Annotated in this window: 14 protein-coding genes; 9 read left to right on the top strand and 5 right to left on the bottom strand. The window is 74.0% G+C overall.

Annotated elements, in window-relative coordinates; genetic code table 11:
* The first annotated feature begins 2 nt into the window (after positions 1-2).
* The 5 genes from G3I54_RS20765 to G3I54_RS20745 are packed head-to-tail and all read left to right on the top strand — an operon-like array spanning position 3 to position 6,343.
* Positions 3-680, top strand: a complete 678-nt coding sequence (locus G3I54_RS20765; RefSeq protein WP_203686821.1) for a hypothetical protein — start codon at positions 3-5, stop codon at positions 678-680.
* Positions 677-1,759, top strand: a complete 1,083-nt coding sequence (locus tag G3I54_RS20760; RefSeq protein WP_164616372.1) for a right-handed parallel beta-helix repeat-containing protein — start codon at positions 677-679, stop codon at positions 1,757-1,759. The genes G3I54_RS20765 and G3I54_RS20760 overlap by 4 nt, the downstream gene beginning before the upstream one ends.
* Positions 1,756-2,904: an SGNH/GDSL hydrolase family protein gene (locus tag G3I54_RS20755; protein WP_164616371.1), complete on the top strand. Its 1,149-nt coding sequence runs from the start codon at positions 1,756-1,758 to the stop codon at positions 2,902-2,904. The genes G3I54_RS20760 and G3I54_RS20755 overlap by 4 nt, the downstream gene beginning before the upstream one ends.
* 42 nt (positions 2,905-2,946) lie before the next feature.
* The gene (locus G3I54_RS20750; RefSeq protein ID WP_203686818.1) at positions 2,947-5,364 is read left to right on the top strand and encodes a polysaccharide lyase 8 family protein; all 2,418 of its coding nucleotides are present in this window, start codon (positions 2,947-2,949) and stop codon (positions 5,362-5,364) included.
* Between the two features lie 4 nt (positions 5,365-5,368).
* Entirely contained in the window at positions 5,369-6,343 is a 975-nt protein-coding gene (locus G3I54_RS20745; RefSeq protein ID WP_164616369.1) for an alpha/beta fold hydrolase, read from the top strand.
* 9 nt (positions 6,344-6,352) lie between these two features.
* Here G3I54_RS20745 and G3I54_RS20740 read toward each other — a convergent pair whose 3' ends face one another.
* From G3I54_RS20740 to G3I54_RS20730, 3 genes are all read right to left on the bottom strand, one after another.
* Positions 6,353-7,972, bottom strand: coding sequence for an NAD(P)/FAD-dependent oxidoreductase (locus G3I54_RS20740; RefSeq protein WP_203686816.1), 1,620 nt, complete (start codon positions 7,970-7,972; stop codon positions 6,353-6,355).
* Positions 7,973-8,049: 77 nt separating this feature from the next.
* The gene (locus tag G3I54_RS20735; RefSeq protein WP_164616368.1) at positions 8,050-10,278 is read right to left on the bottom strand and encodes a serine/threonine-protein kinase; all 2,229 of its coding nucleotides are present in this window, start codon (positions 10,276-10,278) and stop codon (positions 8,050-8,052) included.
* A gap of 48 nt (positions 10,279-10,326) precedes the next feature.
* Positions 10,327-11,223, bottom strand: a complete 897-nt coding sequence (locus G3I54_RS20730) for an oxygenase MpaB family protein (protein WP_164616367.1) — start codon at positions 11,221-11,223, stop codon at positions 10,327-10,329.
* Positions 11,224-11,346: 123 nt separating this feature from the next.
* Here G3I54_RS20730 and G3I54_RS20725 point away from each other — a divergent pair, with 123 nt between their 5' ends.
* A complete protein-coding gene (locus G3I54_RS20725; RefSeq protein WP_164616366.1) occupies positions 11,347-11,790 on the top strand; it encodes a hypothetical protein in 444 nt (147 codons plus the stop codon).
* A gap of 51 nt (positions 11,791-11,841) precedes the next feature.
* Here the strand turns inward: G3I54_RS20725 and G3I54_RS20720 are convergent, their stop codons facing one another.
* On the bottom strand, positions 11,842-12,768 hold the full coding sequence (locus G3I54_RS20720; RefSeq protein WP_164616365.1) for an SDR family oxidoreductase: 927 nt from the start codon (positions 12,766-12,768) through the stop codon (positions 11,842-11,844).
* A gap of 117 nt (positions 12,769-12,885) precedes the next feature.
* On the opposite strand from G3I54_RS20720, the gene G3I54_RS20715 reads away from it, so the two are divergent.
* The 3 genes from G3I54_RS20715 to G3I54_RS20705 all read left to right on the top strand — a co-directional run bounded on the left by G3I54_RS20715 (position 12,886) and on the right by G3I54_RS20705 (position 15,565).
* Positions 12,886-13,563 carry a TetR family transcriptional regulator gene (locus G3I54_RS20715; protein ID WP_164616364.1) on the top strand — a complete coding sequence of 226 codons (678 nt, stop codon included), beginning with the start codon at positions 12,886-12,888 and terminating at the stop codon, positions 13,561-13,563.
* A gap of 105 nt (positions 13,564-13,668) precedes the next feature.
* The gene (locus tag G3I54_RS20710; protein WP_164616363.1) at positions 13,669-14,364 is read left to right on the top strand and encodes a TetR/AcrR family transcriptional regulator; all 696 of its coding nucleotides are present in this window, start codon (positions 13,669-13,671) and stop codon (positions 14,362-14,364) included.
* Between the two features lie 49 nt (positions 14,365-14,413).
* Positions 14,414-15,565 (top strand): FAD-dependent monooxygenase, encoded by a 1,152-nt coding sequence (locus G3I54_RS20705; protein ID WP_164616362.1) that lies wholly within the window; start codon positions 14,414-14,416, stop codon positions 15,563-15,565.
* Positions 15,566-15,592: 27 nt separating this feature from the next.
* Here the strand turns inward: G3I54_RS20705 and G3I54_RS20700 are convergent, their stop codons facing one another.
* Positions 15,593-16,564, bottom strand: a complete 972-nt coding sequence (locus tag G3I54_RS20700; RefSeq protein ID WP_164616361.1) for a hypothetical protein — start codon at positions 16,562-16,564, stop codon at positions 15,593-15,595.
* Between the last annotated feature and the right edge of the window lie 35 nt (positions 16,565-16,599).

The raw sequence follows: 16,599 nt of genomic DNA, 5'->3' as shown, positions 1-16,599 counted from the left end.
TCATGGGGACACCTCTCACATCTCCGCCGCCTCTGGCGCCTCCGGCACCTCTGCCCGAGGCGGTGGCCCCGCCGCCCGCTCCGGAGGCCGCTCCGTCCGGCTGGCCGACGCTGCTGCGCCGGCTGGAGTTCATCGCCTATCCGGCCGCCGCCGGGGCCGCGTTCACGCTGCTGGCGCTGGGCGTGGTGACCTGGCTGCCCGCGCTCGCCGCGATGGGCCGCGCGCTCCAGCGGTGGCGGGTGGACGGGGACAGCCGGTGCTTCACCAACACGCTGGCCGCCTTCGGCGGGTACTGGCGCGCGCTGTGGCGGCACGGTCTGCTGTCCACGGCCGCCGCGGTCGTGCTGGCCGCCAACACCGCGTATCTGCTGGGCCGTTCGGAGGCGTGGACGTTTCCGTTGCTGGCCGCGCAGGTGGGCATCGCGGCGGCGTTCGTGATCCACCATGTGGCGCTCGCGGCCGAGGCGGGCCGCGCGCCCGAGGGCGGTGTCCGGGCCTGGTCGGCCGGGGCGCTGTCGCTCGGCTTCGGCTCTCCGGCCCGGGGCACCGCCCTGCTCGGCGCGGTGGTCTCCGCCGTCCTGCTCTCCCTCGTCGTACCGCTGGGGCCGCTGCTGCTCGGCCCGAGCGTTCCGGTCCTGCTCGCCCTGTCCTTCGCCGATCCCAGGAGGCACACCTCATGAGCCGTGTTCCGCGCACCGCCCTGGCCGCCGCGCTCGTCGCCGGCCTCGCCCTGTTACTCGTGACGACCCCCTCGGCCGCCGCTGCCCCGGCGGCCGGTGCGTACTACGTGTCGCCGTCCGGGAGCGACGCCAACGCCGGTACGTCGGCGGGCGCCCCGCTGGCCACGATCCAGAAGGCGGTGGATCTGGCCCCGGCGGGCGCGGTGGTGCACCTGGCCCCGGGCGCCTACCGGCAGGACGTGGTGACCGCGCGGGCCGGGGTCACCATCACCGGTCCGTCGAACGCCGTGGTGAAGGGCGCGGGCGACGCCCGGATCATCCAGGTCCGGCACGACAGCACGACGCTCAGCGGCTTCACCGTCGACGGGCTGCACGGCTCGGCCTCGGACGTGTCGGGCTACCGGCTCAAACTCATCTATGTCATGAGCACGACCCCGGGGAACGGCGTCGGCGGTCTGCGCATCACCGGCATGACCCTCAAGAACGCGGCCGACGAGTGCCTGCGGCTGCGCTATCTCGTCACGGGTGCCGAGGTGAACGACAACACCATCACCGACTGCGGGGTCACCGACTTCGTGTTCGACGGCGGCGGGAAGAACGGCGAGGGCATCTACCTCGGCACGGCCCCCGAGCAACAGGGGTCCAACGGAGCCCCGGACGCGGCGGCCGACGTCAGCCGGAACAACCGCATCCATCACAACACGATCGTCACGCGGGGCAACGAGTGCGTGGACGTGAAGGAGAACGCGACGAACAACTATGTGGAGCACAACGACTGCAGCGGCCAGCGCGACCCCAGCTCCGGCGGGCTCGACGCCCGGGGCAGCGGCAACATCTTCCGCTACAACACCGTCCACGACAACGTCGGCGCGGGCGTCCGGCTCGGAGGTGACACCGCGACGGACGGCACCGCGACCTCCGTCTACGGCAACACCATCACCGGCAACGCGGGCGGCGGCATCAAGTTCATGCGCACCCCGCAGGGCCCGGTCTGCTCCAACACCATGAGCGGCAACACCGGCGGCGACGCCGTGGGCACCTACGGCAGCTCCTACGACCCGACAGGTGTGTGCCCGTGACCGGCCGGGGGCCCGCGAGACGCGGGGTTCTGTACGCGGCGGCTGCCGGGGCCGCCGCGGTCGCCGCCACGGCGACGGAAGCGCGGGCGGCGGGCGCCGCCGGCCCCGCACGTTCACGCTGGACGACGTCCTGGGCCACCGCCCAGACCGCGCCGACGCCCACCGACCCGTTGGCGTACGCCGGGCTCACCGACGGCGACTGCACGGCCGTGCTGCGGCTGTCGGCCGGCGGAGCGGTCCGGCTGCGGTACGCGAACACCTTCGGGGCCGCGCCGGTGCTGGTGGGCCCGGTGACGGCGGACGGCCGGCCGGTGACCTTCGCCGGGCGGAGCCAGGAGTGGCTGGCGGCGGGCGCGAATCTGACCAGCGACCCCGTCGCGGGGCTGCGGGTGGCGGACGGGGCGCGGCTGGAGGTGCGGACCCGGGTGCCCGGCCCGACCGGTCCGCTCTCCTTCCACCGCAACACCCATGCCTGGCACACGGTCGACGGGGTGCGCACCCGGTCGGTCCTGCTGCTGACCGGAGTGGAGACCACCGGGGCGCGCGGCCCGGTGCTCGCGGTGTTCGGCGACTCCATCGCGGAGGGCGTCGGCACGCCCGACGACGCCGATCTGCGGTGGCCCGACCAGTTGGCGCGGCGGCTGCCCGGTTCGGCCGTCGCCAACCTCGGGATCAGCGGCAACCGGCTGCTGCTCGACAACGTCCGCTTCGGGCCCGGCGGCCAGGCCCGCTTCGACCGCGATGTGCTCGGACTGCCGGGGCTCCGGACGGTCCTCGTGCACCTGGGCGTCAACGACCTCCAGCAGCCGCCCGGCCAGAGCGGTCCGGACCAGGTGCTGTCCGGCTACCGGCAGCTGGCGCTGCGCGCCCGGGGCGCCGGGCTGCGGGTGGTGGGCGCCACCATCACCCCGTTCGAGGGGTGGACCCGCTGGTCGCCGGAGCTGGACGCGGTCCGGGAGCGGATCAACCGGGCCGTGCGCACCGGGCGGATCTTCGACGGGGTGGCCGACTTCGACGCCGCGCTGCGCGACCCGGACCGCCCTTCCCGGATGCTCCCCGCCCACGACAGCGGCGACGGTCTGCATCCGGGCCCGTCAGGTCACGCGGCGCTCGCCGCCGCCGTCGACCGCCGACACCTGCTGTGAGCCGACACCTTCCGTGAGCCGACACCTTCCGTGAGAGGCGACATGACGAACCGAGGCACCACCCGGCGCACCGTCCTGACCGGTGCGGCCGCCCTGGGCGCGGCGGCCACGCTGCCCCCGGCCCTCGCCGGTCCCGCCCACGCCGCGTCCGGCACCGCCCGGACCGGGGCGCCGGACGCGGCGGCGCTGCGCGCCCGTTGGCACACGCTGCTGACCGGCGGCCCGGACCTCGACCGGGACGACGAGCGGATCGCCGCCGCGATCGCCCGGGTGGGGCGGGCCGGGGCCACCGCCGCCACCGGTCTGGACCCGACCCGGACGGACGGGCTGTTCCCCGACCTGACCAGCACGACGCTCTCCAACCATGTGACGACGTCGTGCAAACGGCTGGCGACGGCGGCCACCGCCTGGGCGGTCCCGGGCACCCCGCAGCACGGCGACACGGCGCTGCTGACAGCGCTGCTGGGCGGCGTCGACTGGATGCTGACCCGCCGTTACGGCCCCGAGCACGCCCGGTTCGACAACGACTGGGACTGGGAGATAGGCGCGGCGCTCGCGCTCGGCGACACGGCGGTGCTGCTCCACGACGAGCTGGGTGCGGAGCGCCTGGAGCGGGTCACGGCCGCCGTACGGCACTACACGCCGGACCCGAACCTGTGGCGGGCCGACCGGCAGATCGCGACCGGCGCCAACCGGGTGTGGGTCTCGACCGTGGTCGCCGTCAACGCGGTGCTGCGTGGCGACGGCGATGCGCTGGCCCGGGTCCGTGACGCTCTTTCGGACGTCGAGGGTTCGGGCGCCAACAGCGTCCTGGCCTTCAACGACACGGGCGGTGCGGCGGCCGGCACGGGCGAGGGCTTCTCGTCCGACGGCTCGTTCCTCCAGCACTACAAACACCCGTACAACGGCGGTTACGGCAAGGAGCTGCTGGGCAATCTGTCCCGGCTGCTGAATCTGCTGGCCGGTACGGCGTGGGAGGTGACCGACCCCGATCTGGACAACGTGCGCGGCTGGGTGGACGACGGTTTCGACCCGCTGATGTTCCGGGGCGATGTGATGGCGTCGGTGTGCGGGCGGGAGATCGCCCGGCCGAGCAAGCAGGGGCACGCCTCGGCGCAGACGGTCATCGAGGCGGTGCTGCGGCTGATCCCATGCTTCCCGGGCGAGCCGGCGGACCGGTTCACGGCGCTGGTGAAGCAGTGGATCGCCGAGGACGGCTACCGCGACTTCCTCGCCGTGACCGACCTCGCCTCGCTGGTCGCCGCGCAGCGGGCGCTCGCCTCCGCCGTCCCGGCCCGCGGCCCGCTGGTCGCCCACAAGCAGCACCCCCGGATGGACAAGGCGGCCCACCACCGCCCCGCGTTCGGCCTCGGCATCTCCGCGTACTCGACCCGGATCTACAACTACGAGTCGATCCAGAACGAGAACCTCCACGGCTGGCATCTCTCGGACGGGATGGTGCTGCTGTACACCGACGATCTCGGGCACTACAGCGAGGACTACTGGCCCACCGTCGATCCGAAGAGGCTGCCCGGCACCACCGTCCTCGCCGGGCGTCCGGCCGACGCGGCGGGGCAGCGCACCACCAGCACCGCCGACTGGGCCGGCGGCACCGCGCTCCCGGGCACGACGCTGGGCGCGTACGGAATGGAGCTGCGGGCCTTCGGCAGCACGCTGCACGGGCTCAAGAGCTGGTTCTGCCTCGACGACGTCATCGCCTGTGTCGGCTCCGGCATCACCGCGGAAGCGGGCACCGCGGAGACCGTGGTGGAGAACCGCAAGCTGCGCGACCCGCGGGCCGCGCTCCTGGTCAACGGCAAGGCGGCCCCGGACGCTCCCGGCTGGTCCGCCGGGCTGACGGACGTCCGGTGGCTGCACCTGGCCGGAACCGGCGGATACGTGTTCCCGAGGCCCGCCTCCGTACGCGCCGTGCGCGAGGAGCGCACCGCGACCTGGCGGGAGATCAACCTCAAGTACGGCACCGACACCCCGGTCACCCGCCCGTACCTGACGCTCTGGCACGACCACGGACCGGCCCCGAGCGGAGCCGGCTACTTCCACCTCCAGCTCCCCGCCGCCTCCGCCGGGCGCACCCGGCTGATGTCGGCCGCGCCGCCGGTGGAGCTGGTCGCCGACTCGACCGCCGTGCACGCGGTGCGGCGCGGCGCGGACGGGCTGCTGGCCGCCAACTTCTGGCGGGCGGGCTCGGCGCGTGAGCTGAGCTGCGACGGTCCGGCGTCCGTCCTGGTGCGCCCGAAGGGGCGGACCGTGGGCGTCGCCCTGTCCGATCCCACCCAGCTGCGGTCCACCGTGGTGGTCGAGCTGGCCGGGCGCGGGCTGACGCTCGCCTCGGGCGGCCCCCGGGTGAACGCGGCGCGCGCACCGGGCGGCATCCGGATCACCGCCGACACCTCGGGGCTGCACGGCGCGACCCTCGACCTCACCCTGAAGAGGAGCTAGAGCCTTGCTGTTCGACATGGATCTGGAGCGGCTGCGGGAGTACCGCCCCGAGCCGCAGGAACCGGCCGACTTCGACGCCTTCTGGGCGAAGACCCTCGCGGAGACGGCCCGGCACGACGTCGACGCCCGGTTCGTGCCGTACGGGACGGGCCTGGCGACCGTCGACGTACTCGATGTGACGTTCAGGGGCTGGGAGGGGCAGCCGGTGAAGGCGTGGCTGATGCTGCCGAAGCAGCGCTCCGGGCCGCTGCCCGCCGTGGTGCAGTACATCGGGTACAACGGCGGCCGGGGCATCCCGTACGCGTGGCTGACCTGGAGCGCCTTCGGCTACGCGCACCTGGTGATGGACAACCGGGGGCAGGGCGGCGGCGGCAAGAACACCGCCGACACCCCGGACATCGGGCCCGAGGGCCACGGTTCGTCCTCGCCCGGCTTTCTGACCCGGGGCATCGAGGACCCCCACCGGCACTACTACCGGCGGCTCATCACCGACGCGGTCCGGGCGGTCGACGCGGCGAAGGCCCATGAGGCGGTGGACGCCGGGCGCGTCGCCGTCCTCGGCGGCAGCCAGGGCGGCGGACTCGCGCTGGCCGTCGCCGGGCTGCGTGACGATGTGTCGGCGGCCGTCGCCGATGTGCCGTTCCTCTGCCACTACCGGCGGGCCTCGCAGATCACGGACGCCGGACCGTACGCGGAGATAGCCCGCTGGCTGTCGGGGCACCGCTTCCGGATCGAGGAGGCGATGGAGACGCTGTCCTACTTCGACGGGGTCAACTTCGCCGCGCGCGCGAGCGCTCCCGCGTGGTTCTCGGTGGGGCTGATGGACCGGATCTGCCCGTCCTCCACGGTGTTCGCCGCCTACCACCGTTACGCGGGAGAGGCCGAGATCGAGGTGTTCCCGTACAACGGGCACGAGGGCGGCGCCGAGTACGACCTGCCGCGCAAACTGGGTGCGCTGCGGGGGGTGTTCGGGGCCTGATGCACGACGTCACCGGCCCAGCGCGGCCATCGCCGCGTTGTGGCCGGGGACCCCGCTGACGCCGCCGCCGCGCACCGCGCCCGCCCCGCAGAGCAGCACGTTGGCGTGCGCGGTCTCCACGCCCCAGCGCCCGGTGCCCTCCTCCGCGTACGGGAAGGAGAGGTCGCGGTGGAAGATGTGGCCACCGGGCAGCCGCAGATCGCGCTCCAGATCGAGCGGGGTCTTGGCCTCGATGCAGGGTTCGCCGTTCGCGTCGAGGGCCAGGCAGTCGGTGACCGGCTCCTCCAGGTGCGCGTCCAGTTCGGCCAGGGTCGCCTTCAGCAGGGCCGCGCGGGCGGCGTCGTTGTCGGCGGCGAACAGCCGGGCCGGGGCGTGCAGACCGAAGAGGGTGAGGGTCTGGTAGCCGCGCGCGACGAGGTCGGGGCCGAGGATCGACGGGTCGGTCAGCGAGTGGCAGTAGATCTCGGAGGGCGGGGCGGCGGGCAGCCGGCCGGCCGCCGCGTCCCGGTAGGCGTCGGCGAGCTGCCCGTACCCTTCGGCGATGTGGAAGGTGCCGGCGAAGGCCTGCCGGGGGTCGACGGACCGGTCGCGGAGCTTCGGCAGCCGGGTGAGCAGCATGTTCACCTTGAGCTGGGCGCCCTCGGCGGGCGGCGGCGGGGTGTCGCCGAGGAGGGCGGCGAGCGCCTGCGGGGAGGCGTTGACGAGCACCCGGCGGGCCGCGACGACATGTTCGCCGTCCGGGGTGCGGACGGTGACCTCGGCGGCGCTTCCGTCGGTCTCGATCCGGGTCGCCTCGTGCCGTACGCGGATCTCGGCGCCCGCCGCGCGGGCGGCTGCGGCCAGCGCGTCGGTGAGCGCGCCCATGCCGCCGACCGGGACGTCCCAGTCGCCGGTGGAGCCGCCGATCACGTGGTAGAGGAAGCACCGGTTCTGGAGGAGCGAGGTGTCATGGGCGTCGGCGAAGGTGCCGATCAGGGCGTCGGTGAGGACCACCCCGCGCACCAGGTCGTCGGTGAAGTTCTCCTCGACGGCGACGCCGAGCGGCTCCTCGAAGAGCATCCGCCAGGCGTCGGCGTCGTCGATCCGCTCGCGCAGCGCGTCGCGGCCGGGCAGCGGTTCGGTGAGCGTCGGGAAGACCCGCTCGGCGACCCGCTGGGTCATCCCGTAGAACCGCTGCCACGCCGCGTACTCCCGCTCGCCGCCGGTCAGCGCGGCGAACGACTCCCGGGTGCCCTCGCCCGCCACGAGCAGCCCGGTGGGGCGTCCGTCGCGGACGGCGGGGGTGTAGGAGGAGACGGTGCGCTTGCGTACGGCGAAGTCCAGGCCGAGATCGCGGACGATCTTGTCCGGCAGCAGGGACACCAGATACGAGTAGCGCGAGAGCCGGGCGTCGACCCCGGCGAAGGGGCGGGTCGAGATCGCCGCTCCCCCGGTGGTGCCTAGACGTTCCAGGACGAGGACCGACTGTCCGGCGCGCGCCAGGTAGGCGGCGGCGACCAGGCCGTTGTGGCCGCCGCCGACGATCACGGCGTCGTAGCGGTCCCGGGCGGGCGCGCCGGGGCCGGAGGACTCCCGGGTGGCGGGCTGACCTGCGGATGTGCGGGGTGCGGGTGTCTGGGGTGCGGGCATGCACCTTCGTAACACGCCGCCGTCCGTCCCGGCCAGAGGCGACGGAAGGCGGAAGGCGGGAGACGGGAGGCTGTCTTCTAGACGGTGTCCGGCGGTTCGGACCCTGCCGCGATCGACGGTACGCCCCCGGCGGCCGCCGCCGGCCGTCCGAGCCGTGCCAGGCAGTGCGCCTCGTCGTCGCGGGCGGCCAGCGTCTGGGGGTGGTCGGGGCCCAGCACCCGGCCGCGCGCCTCGGCGACCTGCCGGTACGCCACCAGCGCCTCGCTCCACCGGCCGAGCCAGCCGAGTCCGGCGGCGACCTCCCGGCGGCTGATCACCGTGTCCGGGTGGTCGGGCCCCAGGGTGCGTTCCCGCAGCGCGCAGACGTCACGCGCCTCCGCGAGCGCCTCCTCCCAGCGGCCGAGCCGCCCGAGGTTGACCCCGAGGCCGTGGCGGGCGCGCAGCGTCTCGGCGTCGGCCTCCCCGGCGGTCCGGGTGCGGTCGGCGACCAGGGACCGGTACAGCTCCAGGGCCTCCGCGTCGCGGCCGAGCCGGCCAAGACTGATGCCGGCCTCGTAGCGGGCGGCGAAGGTGTCGGGGTGGTCGGCCCCGAGCGTGCTCGCCCGGGCCCGGGCGACGTCCTGGTAGGTCTCCAGCGCCTCCGCCCAACGGCCCAGCCGGCCCAGGGTGTACGCCACTTCGTAGCGGGTCGCCAGGGTGTCGGGGTGCGTCGGGCCGAGCAGCCGGGCGCGGGCGTCGGCGACCTCGCGGGCCACCTGCCAGGCCTCCTCGGGCCGCCCCAGCCGGCTGAGGTTGAACGCCAGGTTGTGGCGGCAGCGCAGGGTGTCGGGGTGGTCCGGGCCCATGACGCGTTCGCGGACGGCGAGGACCGCCTCGTACACCTGGTGGGCCTCGGCGTGCCGGCCGAGGCGGCCCAGGGCGTGGGCGGTCGCCTGGCGGGCGGCGAGCGTCTGCGGATGCTCGGCGCCCAGGGCGCGTTCGCGGCCCTCGGCGACCCGGGTGAACTCGCGCAGCCCTTCCTCGGCCCGGCCCGTACGGCTGAGGGTGAGGCCGATCTCGTAGCGGCTGGCGAGGGTGTCGGGGTGGTCCGGGCCGAGGACGCGGTCGCGCTGGGCGGCGACCTCGCGGTGCACCTCGCCCGCCTCCTCCCAGCGGCCCAGGCGGCCGAGGTCGACGCCCGCGCTGTGGCGGCCCTCCAGGGTGGCGAGGAGGTCCGGGGCGGGGGGCGGGGCCGACAGCGAGACGAAGGTGTGGGCGTGCGGGGCGGTGGCGCCGGAGGCCGCGGTGGTCCACTGGCCCGTCAGTCCGGCGGCCGGGTCGGGCCGTTCGGCGACGGGGTCGCTCGCGCCGAACGCCCGGTGACCCGCGGTCATGGTCCGGGTCCAGGCGGGCAGGACCGGTGGCCGGACAGGGCCGGAGAGCGCGAGGGGGCCAGGTCCGAGCGCGGGCTGTTCCCCGGTCCGGCCGAGGACGATGCGGCGGCGCAGGTCGCCCGCGTCCACGGGCCGCTCGTCGGGGGCCTTGGCGAGCAGGTCGAGGACGACGCGGTCGAGGAAGCCGGGCAGCTCGGCACGGTGGGTGCGCAGCGGTTCCGGCGGGGTGTCGCGGTGTCCGACGAGCACGGCCCAGGCGTCCTCCTGGTCGAACGGCGGTACGCCGGTGGCGATTTCGTACAGCACACAGCCCAACGAGTAGAGATCGCTGCGGTGGTCGACCTCCTTGCCGCTGATCTGCTCGGGCGACATGTAGTGCGGGGTGCCCATGGCGAGGCCGGTGGTGGTGAGCCGGGAGGTCATGCCGATGTCGTGGCCGAGGCGCGCTATGCCGAAGTCGCAGATCTTCACCGTGCCGTCCGTCAGCCGCATGATGTTGGCGGGCTTGAGGTCGCGGTGGACGATGCCCTGGCGGTGGGTGTAGCCGAGGGCGTCGGCGACCTGTTCCGCGATGTCGACGACATGGTCGACGGGCAGCGGGTGCTGTTGGTTCTCCGCCAGGAGCTGGCTCAGGTTCTGCCCGTCGAGCAGCTCCATGACGAGGTACAGCACGCCCTCGTGCTCGCCGAAGTCGTGCACGACGGTGACGCCCCGGTGCTGGAGGGACGCGGCCACCCGGGCCTCGCGCCGGAAGCGTTCGCGCAGGATGCGGGTGAACGCCCGGTCGTGCTGGGGGCCCATGGGTTTGAGGCATTTGACGGCGACCTGACGGCCCAGCGACTCGTCGCGGGCGCGCCACACCTCGCCCATGCCGCCGCGCCCGATCAGTTCGAGCAGTCGGTACCGGCTCTGGATCAGCCTGGTGTCCGCCATCTGCCGCTTCCCGCCCCCGTTTGTTCCCCGCTGTTCCCGCTGCTGGCGCTATGCCCTCCCCGGCCCGTCCAGTATGGCGGCCGGTCCGCGGAGTCTGTACGCGGCGGGGCGACTGCCGGGTCCCAGCCGTGCCATCGCCCCGAGGATATGACCGGGCGGCAGCTGCCAGCGCACCCGGTCCGGGATCGCGCGCAGGACGGCGCCGGCAGCGCGCAGCCGCCGGTCGACGGTGGCGGGCGGCGGGGCCGGTCTGCCGTACAGCTCGTGGGCGTACGGGGGCAGGGACTGGTAGGCGAGTGCCGCCACACGCCGCCACAGCAGGGCCCGCGCCGGAACGAGCCAGGGGCGCACGGGCGGGCTGCGGAGGAAGTCGTCGACGTCGGCCGCCTCGGCTCCGGCGGCGAGTTCGGGGCGTACGCGCTCGAAGTAGGCGGCGAGTGCGGCGGTGGTGGCGGGCACCCGGTCCGGGTCGAGGCCGACGAGGCGGGCGCCGGTGCGGTGTTCGTCGATGTACCGGTCGGCCTGGGCGTCGGTGAGGGGGAAGCCGGAGCGGCGCTGGACCTGGAGGTAGGAGTCGACCTCGGCGCAGTGCACCCAGAGCAGCAGCTCCGGTTCGTCGACGCCGTACGTCTCCCCGGTGTCCGGGTCGGTGGCCTTCAGGCGGCGGTGGATGCGGCGGACCCGGGCGCCGGCCTGTTCGGCGGCGTCGGTGGTGCCGTAGGTGATGGTGCCGACGAAGGAGGCCGTGCGCAGGAGTCGCCCCCAGGCGTCCCGGCGGAAGTCGCTGTTCTGGGTGACCCCGCGCACGGCGCGCGGGTGGAGCGCCTGGAGGTAGAGGGCGCGGATGCCGGCGATCCACATCATCGGGTCGCCGTGCATCTGCCAGGTGACCGACCGGGGCCCGAAGAGCCCCGGATCGGGGCGTTGGGGCGAGGCGTCGTTCATCCGCGGGTACCTCCGGCTCAGCGGTGCACGGGGCGGTGCCGGTACGCGTACAAGATCGGGAACAATGGTACGCCGGGTAAGGGCGCTGCCGGCAGGGCGGGGCGGACGACGATCGGGGGGACGATGCCCAGGTGGGGGCTGATCGTGGAGCAGAATCTCGGGTTCGGCGGTCAGCGCCGGGTGTGGTCGGCCGATGTGCTGGGCCATGTGGACGGCACGCGCGAGGAGGCGTTGGAGGCCCTGCGGGTGCGCGCCGAGACCTACGCGCCGACCCATCCGTTCAGTCCCCGGCGTCGGCGGATCTACCGGGAGCAGGACGGTTTCCTGCTGGTCCTGGACGGGTCCTGGCAGAGCTTCCACTGCCGGTTCACGGTGGCCGAGCAGCTCCTGGACAGCGCGGCTCCGGAGCCGCGTCCCGCGCCGGACCCCGCGCCGGAGGAGGAACCGGAACCGTCCGCACCGGCCCCGGTGCGCCGGACGCCTCCGCCGCCGCCCGAACCGCCGAAGGCGTGGGACGCCGATGTGCCGGAGGTTCCTTCGTGGTTCGGCCGCGAGGACCTGTCCTGACGCACGGTCCGGCCGGGCCGGACCGGATCCTTCCGCTTCCCGGGCGCCGGATCAGGCGGCGTGGGCGGGCAGCGACACTCCGGTCAGCCGTTCGGACTCGGTCCAGAGCCGGGCGTTGGCGGCCGGGTCGAGGGCCCGGCGGGTGATGCGGGCGGGGGCGGTGGGCCCGACGAGTCCGAAGCGTCCGCCGGGGCCGTAGTAGCTGCCGGGGGCGACGTCGGCGGCGGTGGCCGCGTACAGCAGGGGTTCGGCGCCCTGCTCGGGGAGCTGGGACGGCAGGATGTTCATCGAGTTGAGCATCGAGCGCTTGGGCCTGTCCCGGCCCAGACTCGCGCCCGCCGTCTGGAGATTGGTGCGGGTGTACCCGGGGTGGGCGCCGGTGCTCAGCAGGCCCCAGCCGCGCTCGGCGGCCACGTCCGCCAGCTGCCGGGTCATCATCAGGTCGGCGAGCTTGGACTGCGCGTAGGACAGGTTGGCGCTGTAGCGGCGGCGCTCCCACTGGAGGTCGTCGAAGCAGATCCGGCCGTAGTTGGCGGTGCTGCTGCTCATCGTGACGACCCGGGGCGCGGGGGCGGCGAGCAGCAGCGGGAGCAGCCGGACGGTGAGCGCGAAGGGGCCGAGGTAGTTGCTGCCGAACTGGAGCTCGAAGCCGTCGGCGGTGGTCATCCGGGTCGGCGGGGCCATCACTCCGGCGTTGTTGAGCAGCAGGTCGACGGGGACGCCGTCGGCGATCAGCCCCTCGGCGAACGCCTGGACGGATGCCAGCTCCGCGAGGTCGACGCGGCGGACCTCGATCCGGGCCCCGGGGTGCTCAGCGAGGATCTCGGCGCGGGCCCGCTCGCCCTTGGCGGGGGTGCGGACCGCCATCACGACGTGCGCTCCGGCCCCGGCGAGCCGGCGGGCGGCCTCCTTTCCGGTGCCGCTGTTGGCTCCGGTGACGACGGCGGTCTTCCCGCTCTGATCCGGAACGGCGTACATGGCGGACTCCTTCACGACAGACTGGACCCGCCGATAAAGAACCGGCGGTCTCTTGATGAAAACGCTAGCAGACCGCCGGTCCGATAACAACAGACCGAGGGTCTGTAAGGTGTGCGTATGACAGAGACGCCCTTCCAGCGCGCCCGCAGCGAGGAGCAGCGCGCGGTGCGCCGCCGAGCGATCCTCGACACCGCGGCGGCGATGCTCACGGAGCTGCCCGTGGCCCAGGTGAGCCTGAACGAGCTGAGCCGGCGGGTGGGGCTGGCGAAGTCGAACGTGCTGCGCTATTTCGAGTCCCGCGAGGCCGTACTGCTGGAGCTGCTGGGCAGCGCCCAGCGCGACTGGCTGGCCGGTCTGGACGCGGAGTTCTCGGCGACGGTGGACGCCGGGACCCCGGCCGCCGAGCGCACGGACCGGGTGGCCGCGACCCTGGCCGCGTCGCTCGCCGCCCGCCCGGTGCTCTGCGATCTGATCAGCGCCCAGGCGGCGGTCCTGGAGCGCAATGTGTCCCCGGAGGTGGCCGCGGCCTACAAGCGCGCCGCCCTGGCGAACGTCGCCGAGCTGGCCCGGCTCGTACGCGAGCGGGTGCCGGAGCTGGACGAGCACCGCGCGGGGCGGTTCGCCGCCGGGGTGCTTCTGGTGACCGGCGCGATCTGGACGCACGCCCAGCCCTCGGCCGCGATGCTGGCGGCCTACGAGGCGGATCCTTCGCTGGCGGCCCTGCGGCTCGACTTCACCGCGACGCTCGAAGAGACGCTGGCCGTCCTGCTCACCGGGGTCCTCGCCCGCCCCTGAACCCGGCACTCGGAGCGCCCCAAGCACCCGCAAGGCGTCACCTCACCGCCCGCCGATCGGTCTGACGAACTTGTTCGTCACGAACATGTTCGTTACGGTGATGGCATGACACCCTCTCCCCCTCCCACCCCCCGGAGCCGTCGGGAGCGTCCGGCGAAGCCCGCCCTCAGCCACGGGGCGATCGTCACGGCGGCCGTACGGATCATGCGGTCCGAGGGGCTGCAACGCGTCACCGTGCGGCGTCTGGCGAAGGAGCTCGACACCGGACCGGCCTCGCTGTACGTCTACTTCTCCGGCACCGCCGACCTGCACGCGGCGATCCTGGAGGAGTTCCTCGGCGCGGTCGATCTGGGCCCCGTGACAGGCCCGGGCGACTGGCGCGACCGGCTCGCCTCGGTGCTCATCTCGTACACGGGCGTCCTGTTCGAGCACCCGAGCCTCGCGCACTCCGCGCTGGTGGTGCGCCCGTCCGGCGCCCACTACCTCGCCGTGGTCGAAGGTGTCCTGTCCCTCCTCCACGAGGGAGGCGTCCCCGACGGGCAGGCGGCGTGGGGGGTCGATCTGCTGCTCCAGGTGGCCACCGCGACCGCCGCCGAGCACTCCGCCCGCGACGAGAGCGCATCGGCGGGCGAGGAGTGGAACGCCCTGGCGGAGGCCCTGCGCGGAGCACCGGCCGACACCCATCCCCGTATCGCCGCCCTCGGCGACGACCTGATGTCCGGAACCCCGCCGCAACGCCTGCGCTGGCTGTTCCGCGCGGTCGTCAACGGCGCACTCACCACCCCGCGCGACCCCGCCTGACCCGGCTCCCCCATCGGACGGCGGTCGCCCCCACGAAAGGACCGACACCATGGCCACCACCCCCCACCACCCGATCGCCGTCATCGGCGGCGGACTCGGCGGCCTCACGCTCGCCCGCGTCCTGCACGTGCACGGCATCGACGCCACCGTCTTCGACCTGGAGGCCTCACCGGACGCGCGGACCCAGGGCGGCATGCTCGACATCCACGAGGAGACCGGCCAGGCCGCCCTGCGCGAAGCCCGCCTGTACGAGGAGTTCACCGACCGGGTCCACCCCGGCGGCCAGGCGATGCGCGTCCTCGACCGGCACGGCGTCGTCCGGCGCGAGGAGCCGGACGACGGCAGCGGCGGACGCCCCGAGATCGACCGCGGAGACCTGCGGGACCTGCTGCTCTCCTCGCTACCGGACGACGCCCTGCGCTGGAACGCGAAGGCGGTGTCCTGCCGTCCGCTGGGCGGGGGCAGCCACGAGGTCGAGCTGGCCGACGGCTCGGTGTTCACCACGGACCTGCTCGTCGGCGCCGACGGCGCGTGGTCGCGCGTCCGCCCCCTGGTGTCCCCCGCGACCCCCGCGTACACCGGCGTCTCGTTCGTCGAACTCGACCTGACCGACGCGGACGTACGCCACCCCGGGGCGGCCGAGCTCATCGGCGGCGGCATGTTCTTCGCGCTCGGCGAGGAGAAGGGCTTCCTCGCCCACCGCGAGACGGACGGCAGCCTGCACATCTACGCGGCGCTGCGCGCGGACGAAAGCTGGCTGGGGACCGTCGACTTCACCGACACCGACGCGGCGAAGGCGATCCTGGCGAAGCACTTCGACGGCTGGGCGCCCGCCCTGCGCGATCTCATCGCCGCGGCGGACGGCCCGCTCGTGCCCCGCCACATCCACGCCCTGCCCGCCGGACACCGCTGGCCCCGGACCCCGGGTGTCACGCTCCTCGGCGACGCGGCCCATCTGATGTCGCCCTTCGCCGGAGAGGGCGCCAACCTGGCCCTGATCGACGGCGCGGACCTCGGGCGCTGCCTGGCCGCGCACCCCGGCGACACCGAGGCGGCGCTGACCGCCTACGAGGAGATCATGTTCCCGCGCGCCGAGGACACGGCCCGGGAGTCCGCCGAGGGGCTCGAGGTCATCTTCGACCCCCGCGCCCCGCAGCCGCTGGTGGACATGTTCGCGCGGTTCGACAGCGAACAGCGCTGACCACGACCGGTCGGCTCCCACCGCTCGCTAGCCGGCAGCTCCGGACCGAGCGCGGGACCGGCGGACGGGGTGGCCGCCGGGGCCGCCGGGGCCGCCGGTGAGCCAGGAACCGTCGCCCAGGGGCACCATCTCGTACGGGCCGGTCGCTTCGACGGTGATCTCGCCGCCGGGCGCACCCGTGCGGAGGTCGACCAGGTGGTGGCGGAACCACTCCTCCTCGTCCTCGCTCTCGCCGCCCAGGGTGACGACGGCCGTGTCCTCGGTCAGATAGCCGCCGCTCCATTCCACGAAGGTCTCCTCCGGGTCGTATCCGAAGGACTCGACCCGGAGCGTGAAGAGCACCTCCCCGTCGGGGTGGTGGTGAAAGGCCACGTCCGCCTGCCCGTGGTCGACGGTCATGAACTGCCGCCCGGACGGCGCCAGGTCGATCAGACAGCGGTCCCGCCACGGGTACGTCACGAACTCGGCCTCCCCGTCTTCCTTGGCCGTGCCCCGGAGAACCACGGCGCCGTCCTGACCCTCGCCGATGTCCAGGTAGACGCTGCCGTCCACGGGGTGCACGTGATGGCCGGCGGCGTGTCCGACCGTCTCCAGCTCCCGGCGGGCGAGGACCACGCCGCTGTCGGCGTCGTGCACGACCCACTGGTCCCCGCCCGCGCGTCCCGCCATCGCGTCGGGCCGGTAGACCCATACCGTCCGGCCGTCCGGAGACAGGGCGCAGCCGGGCCGGTGGCCGCGTCTCACGTCCGAGTGGGGCTCGAAGTCCGAGGCCCACACCAGGTCGCCGGCGCGCGTGAGGCAGACGACACCGTTCAGCGTCGTGTACACGACCCTCTCCAGATCGTGCCGCACCGCTGACTCCACCACCTCGTCACCGGCCCGTGGCCGGAACACCGCGGCGGGCTCCAGCGTCCCGTGGACGCCGGAATCCACCACGTACGCACGGATCCGCCCGTCGTGGTGGCGCGTGATGACCTTCGGTGGCGGCACTGGTCGCATCCGCCGAGGATAAGCCCCGCCACGCTCCTCGTTGA

Source organism: Streptomyces sp. SID14515, from assembly GCF_010548505.1.
Classification (GTDB): domain Bacteria; phylum Actinomycetota; class Actinomycetes; order Streptomycetales; family Streptomycetaceae; genus Streptomyces; species Streptomyces caviscabies.
This window is presented reverse-complemented; position numbering and strand designations above follow the sequence as displayed.

Excerpts from the sequence above, each read along its gene's own strand:
- G3I54_RS20765 (WP_203686821.1), top strand. The coding sequence starts at position 3 with ATGGGGACACCTCTCACATCTCCGCCGCCTCTGGCGCCTCCGGCACCT.
- G3I54_RS20760 (WP_164616372.1), top strand. The coding sequence starts at position 677 with ATGAGCCGTGTTCCGCGCACCGCCCTGGCCGCCGCGCTCGTCGCCGGC.
- G3I54_RS20750 (WP_203686818.1), top strand. The coding sequence starts at position 2,947 with ATGACGAACCGAGGCACCACCCGGCGCACCGTCCTGACCGGTGCGGCC.
- G3I54_RS20740 (WP_203686816.1), bottom strand. The coding sequence starts at position 7,972 with ATGCCCGCACCCCAGACACCCGCACCCCGCACATCCGCAGGTCAGCCC.
- G3I54_RS20735 (WP_164616368.1), bottom strand. The coding sequence starts at position 10,278 with ATGGCGGACACCAGGCTGATCCAGAGCCGGTACCGACTGCTCGAACTG.
- G3I54_RS20730 (WP_164616367.1), bottom strand. The coding sequence starts at position 11,223 with ATGAACGACGCCTCGCCCCAACGCCCCGATCCGGGGCTCTTCGGGCCC.
- G3I54_RS20725 (WP_164616366.1), top strand. The coding sequence starts at position 11,347 with ATGCCCAGGTGGGGGCTGATCGTGGAGCAGAATCTCGGGTTCGGCGGT.
- G3I54_RS20720 (WP_164616365.1), bottom strand. The coding sequence starts at position 12,768 with ATGTACGCCGTTCCGGATCAGAGCGGGAAGACCGCCGTCGTCACCGGA.
- G3I54_RS20715 (WP_164616364.1), top strand. The coding sequence starts at position 12,886 with ATGACAGAGACGCCCTTCCAGCGCGCCCGCAGCGAGGAGCAGCGCGCG.
- G3I54_RS20710 (WP_164616363.1), top strand. The coding sequence starts at position 13,669 with ATGACACCCTCTCCCCCTCCCACCCCCCGGAGCCGTCGGGAGCGTCCG.
- G3I54_RS20705 (WP_164616362.1), top strand. The coding sequence starts at position 14,414 with ATGGCCACCACCCCCCACCACCCGATCGCCGTCATCGGCGGCGGACTC.
- G3I54_RS20700 (WP_164616361.1), bottom strand. The coding sequence starts at position 16,564 with ATGCGACCAGTGCCGCCACCGAAGGTCATCACGCGCCACCACGACGGG.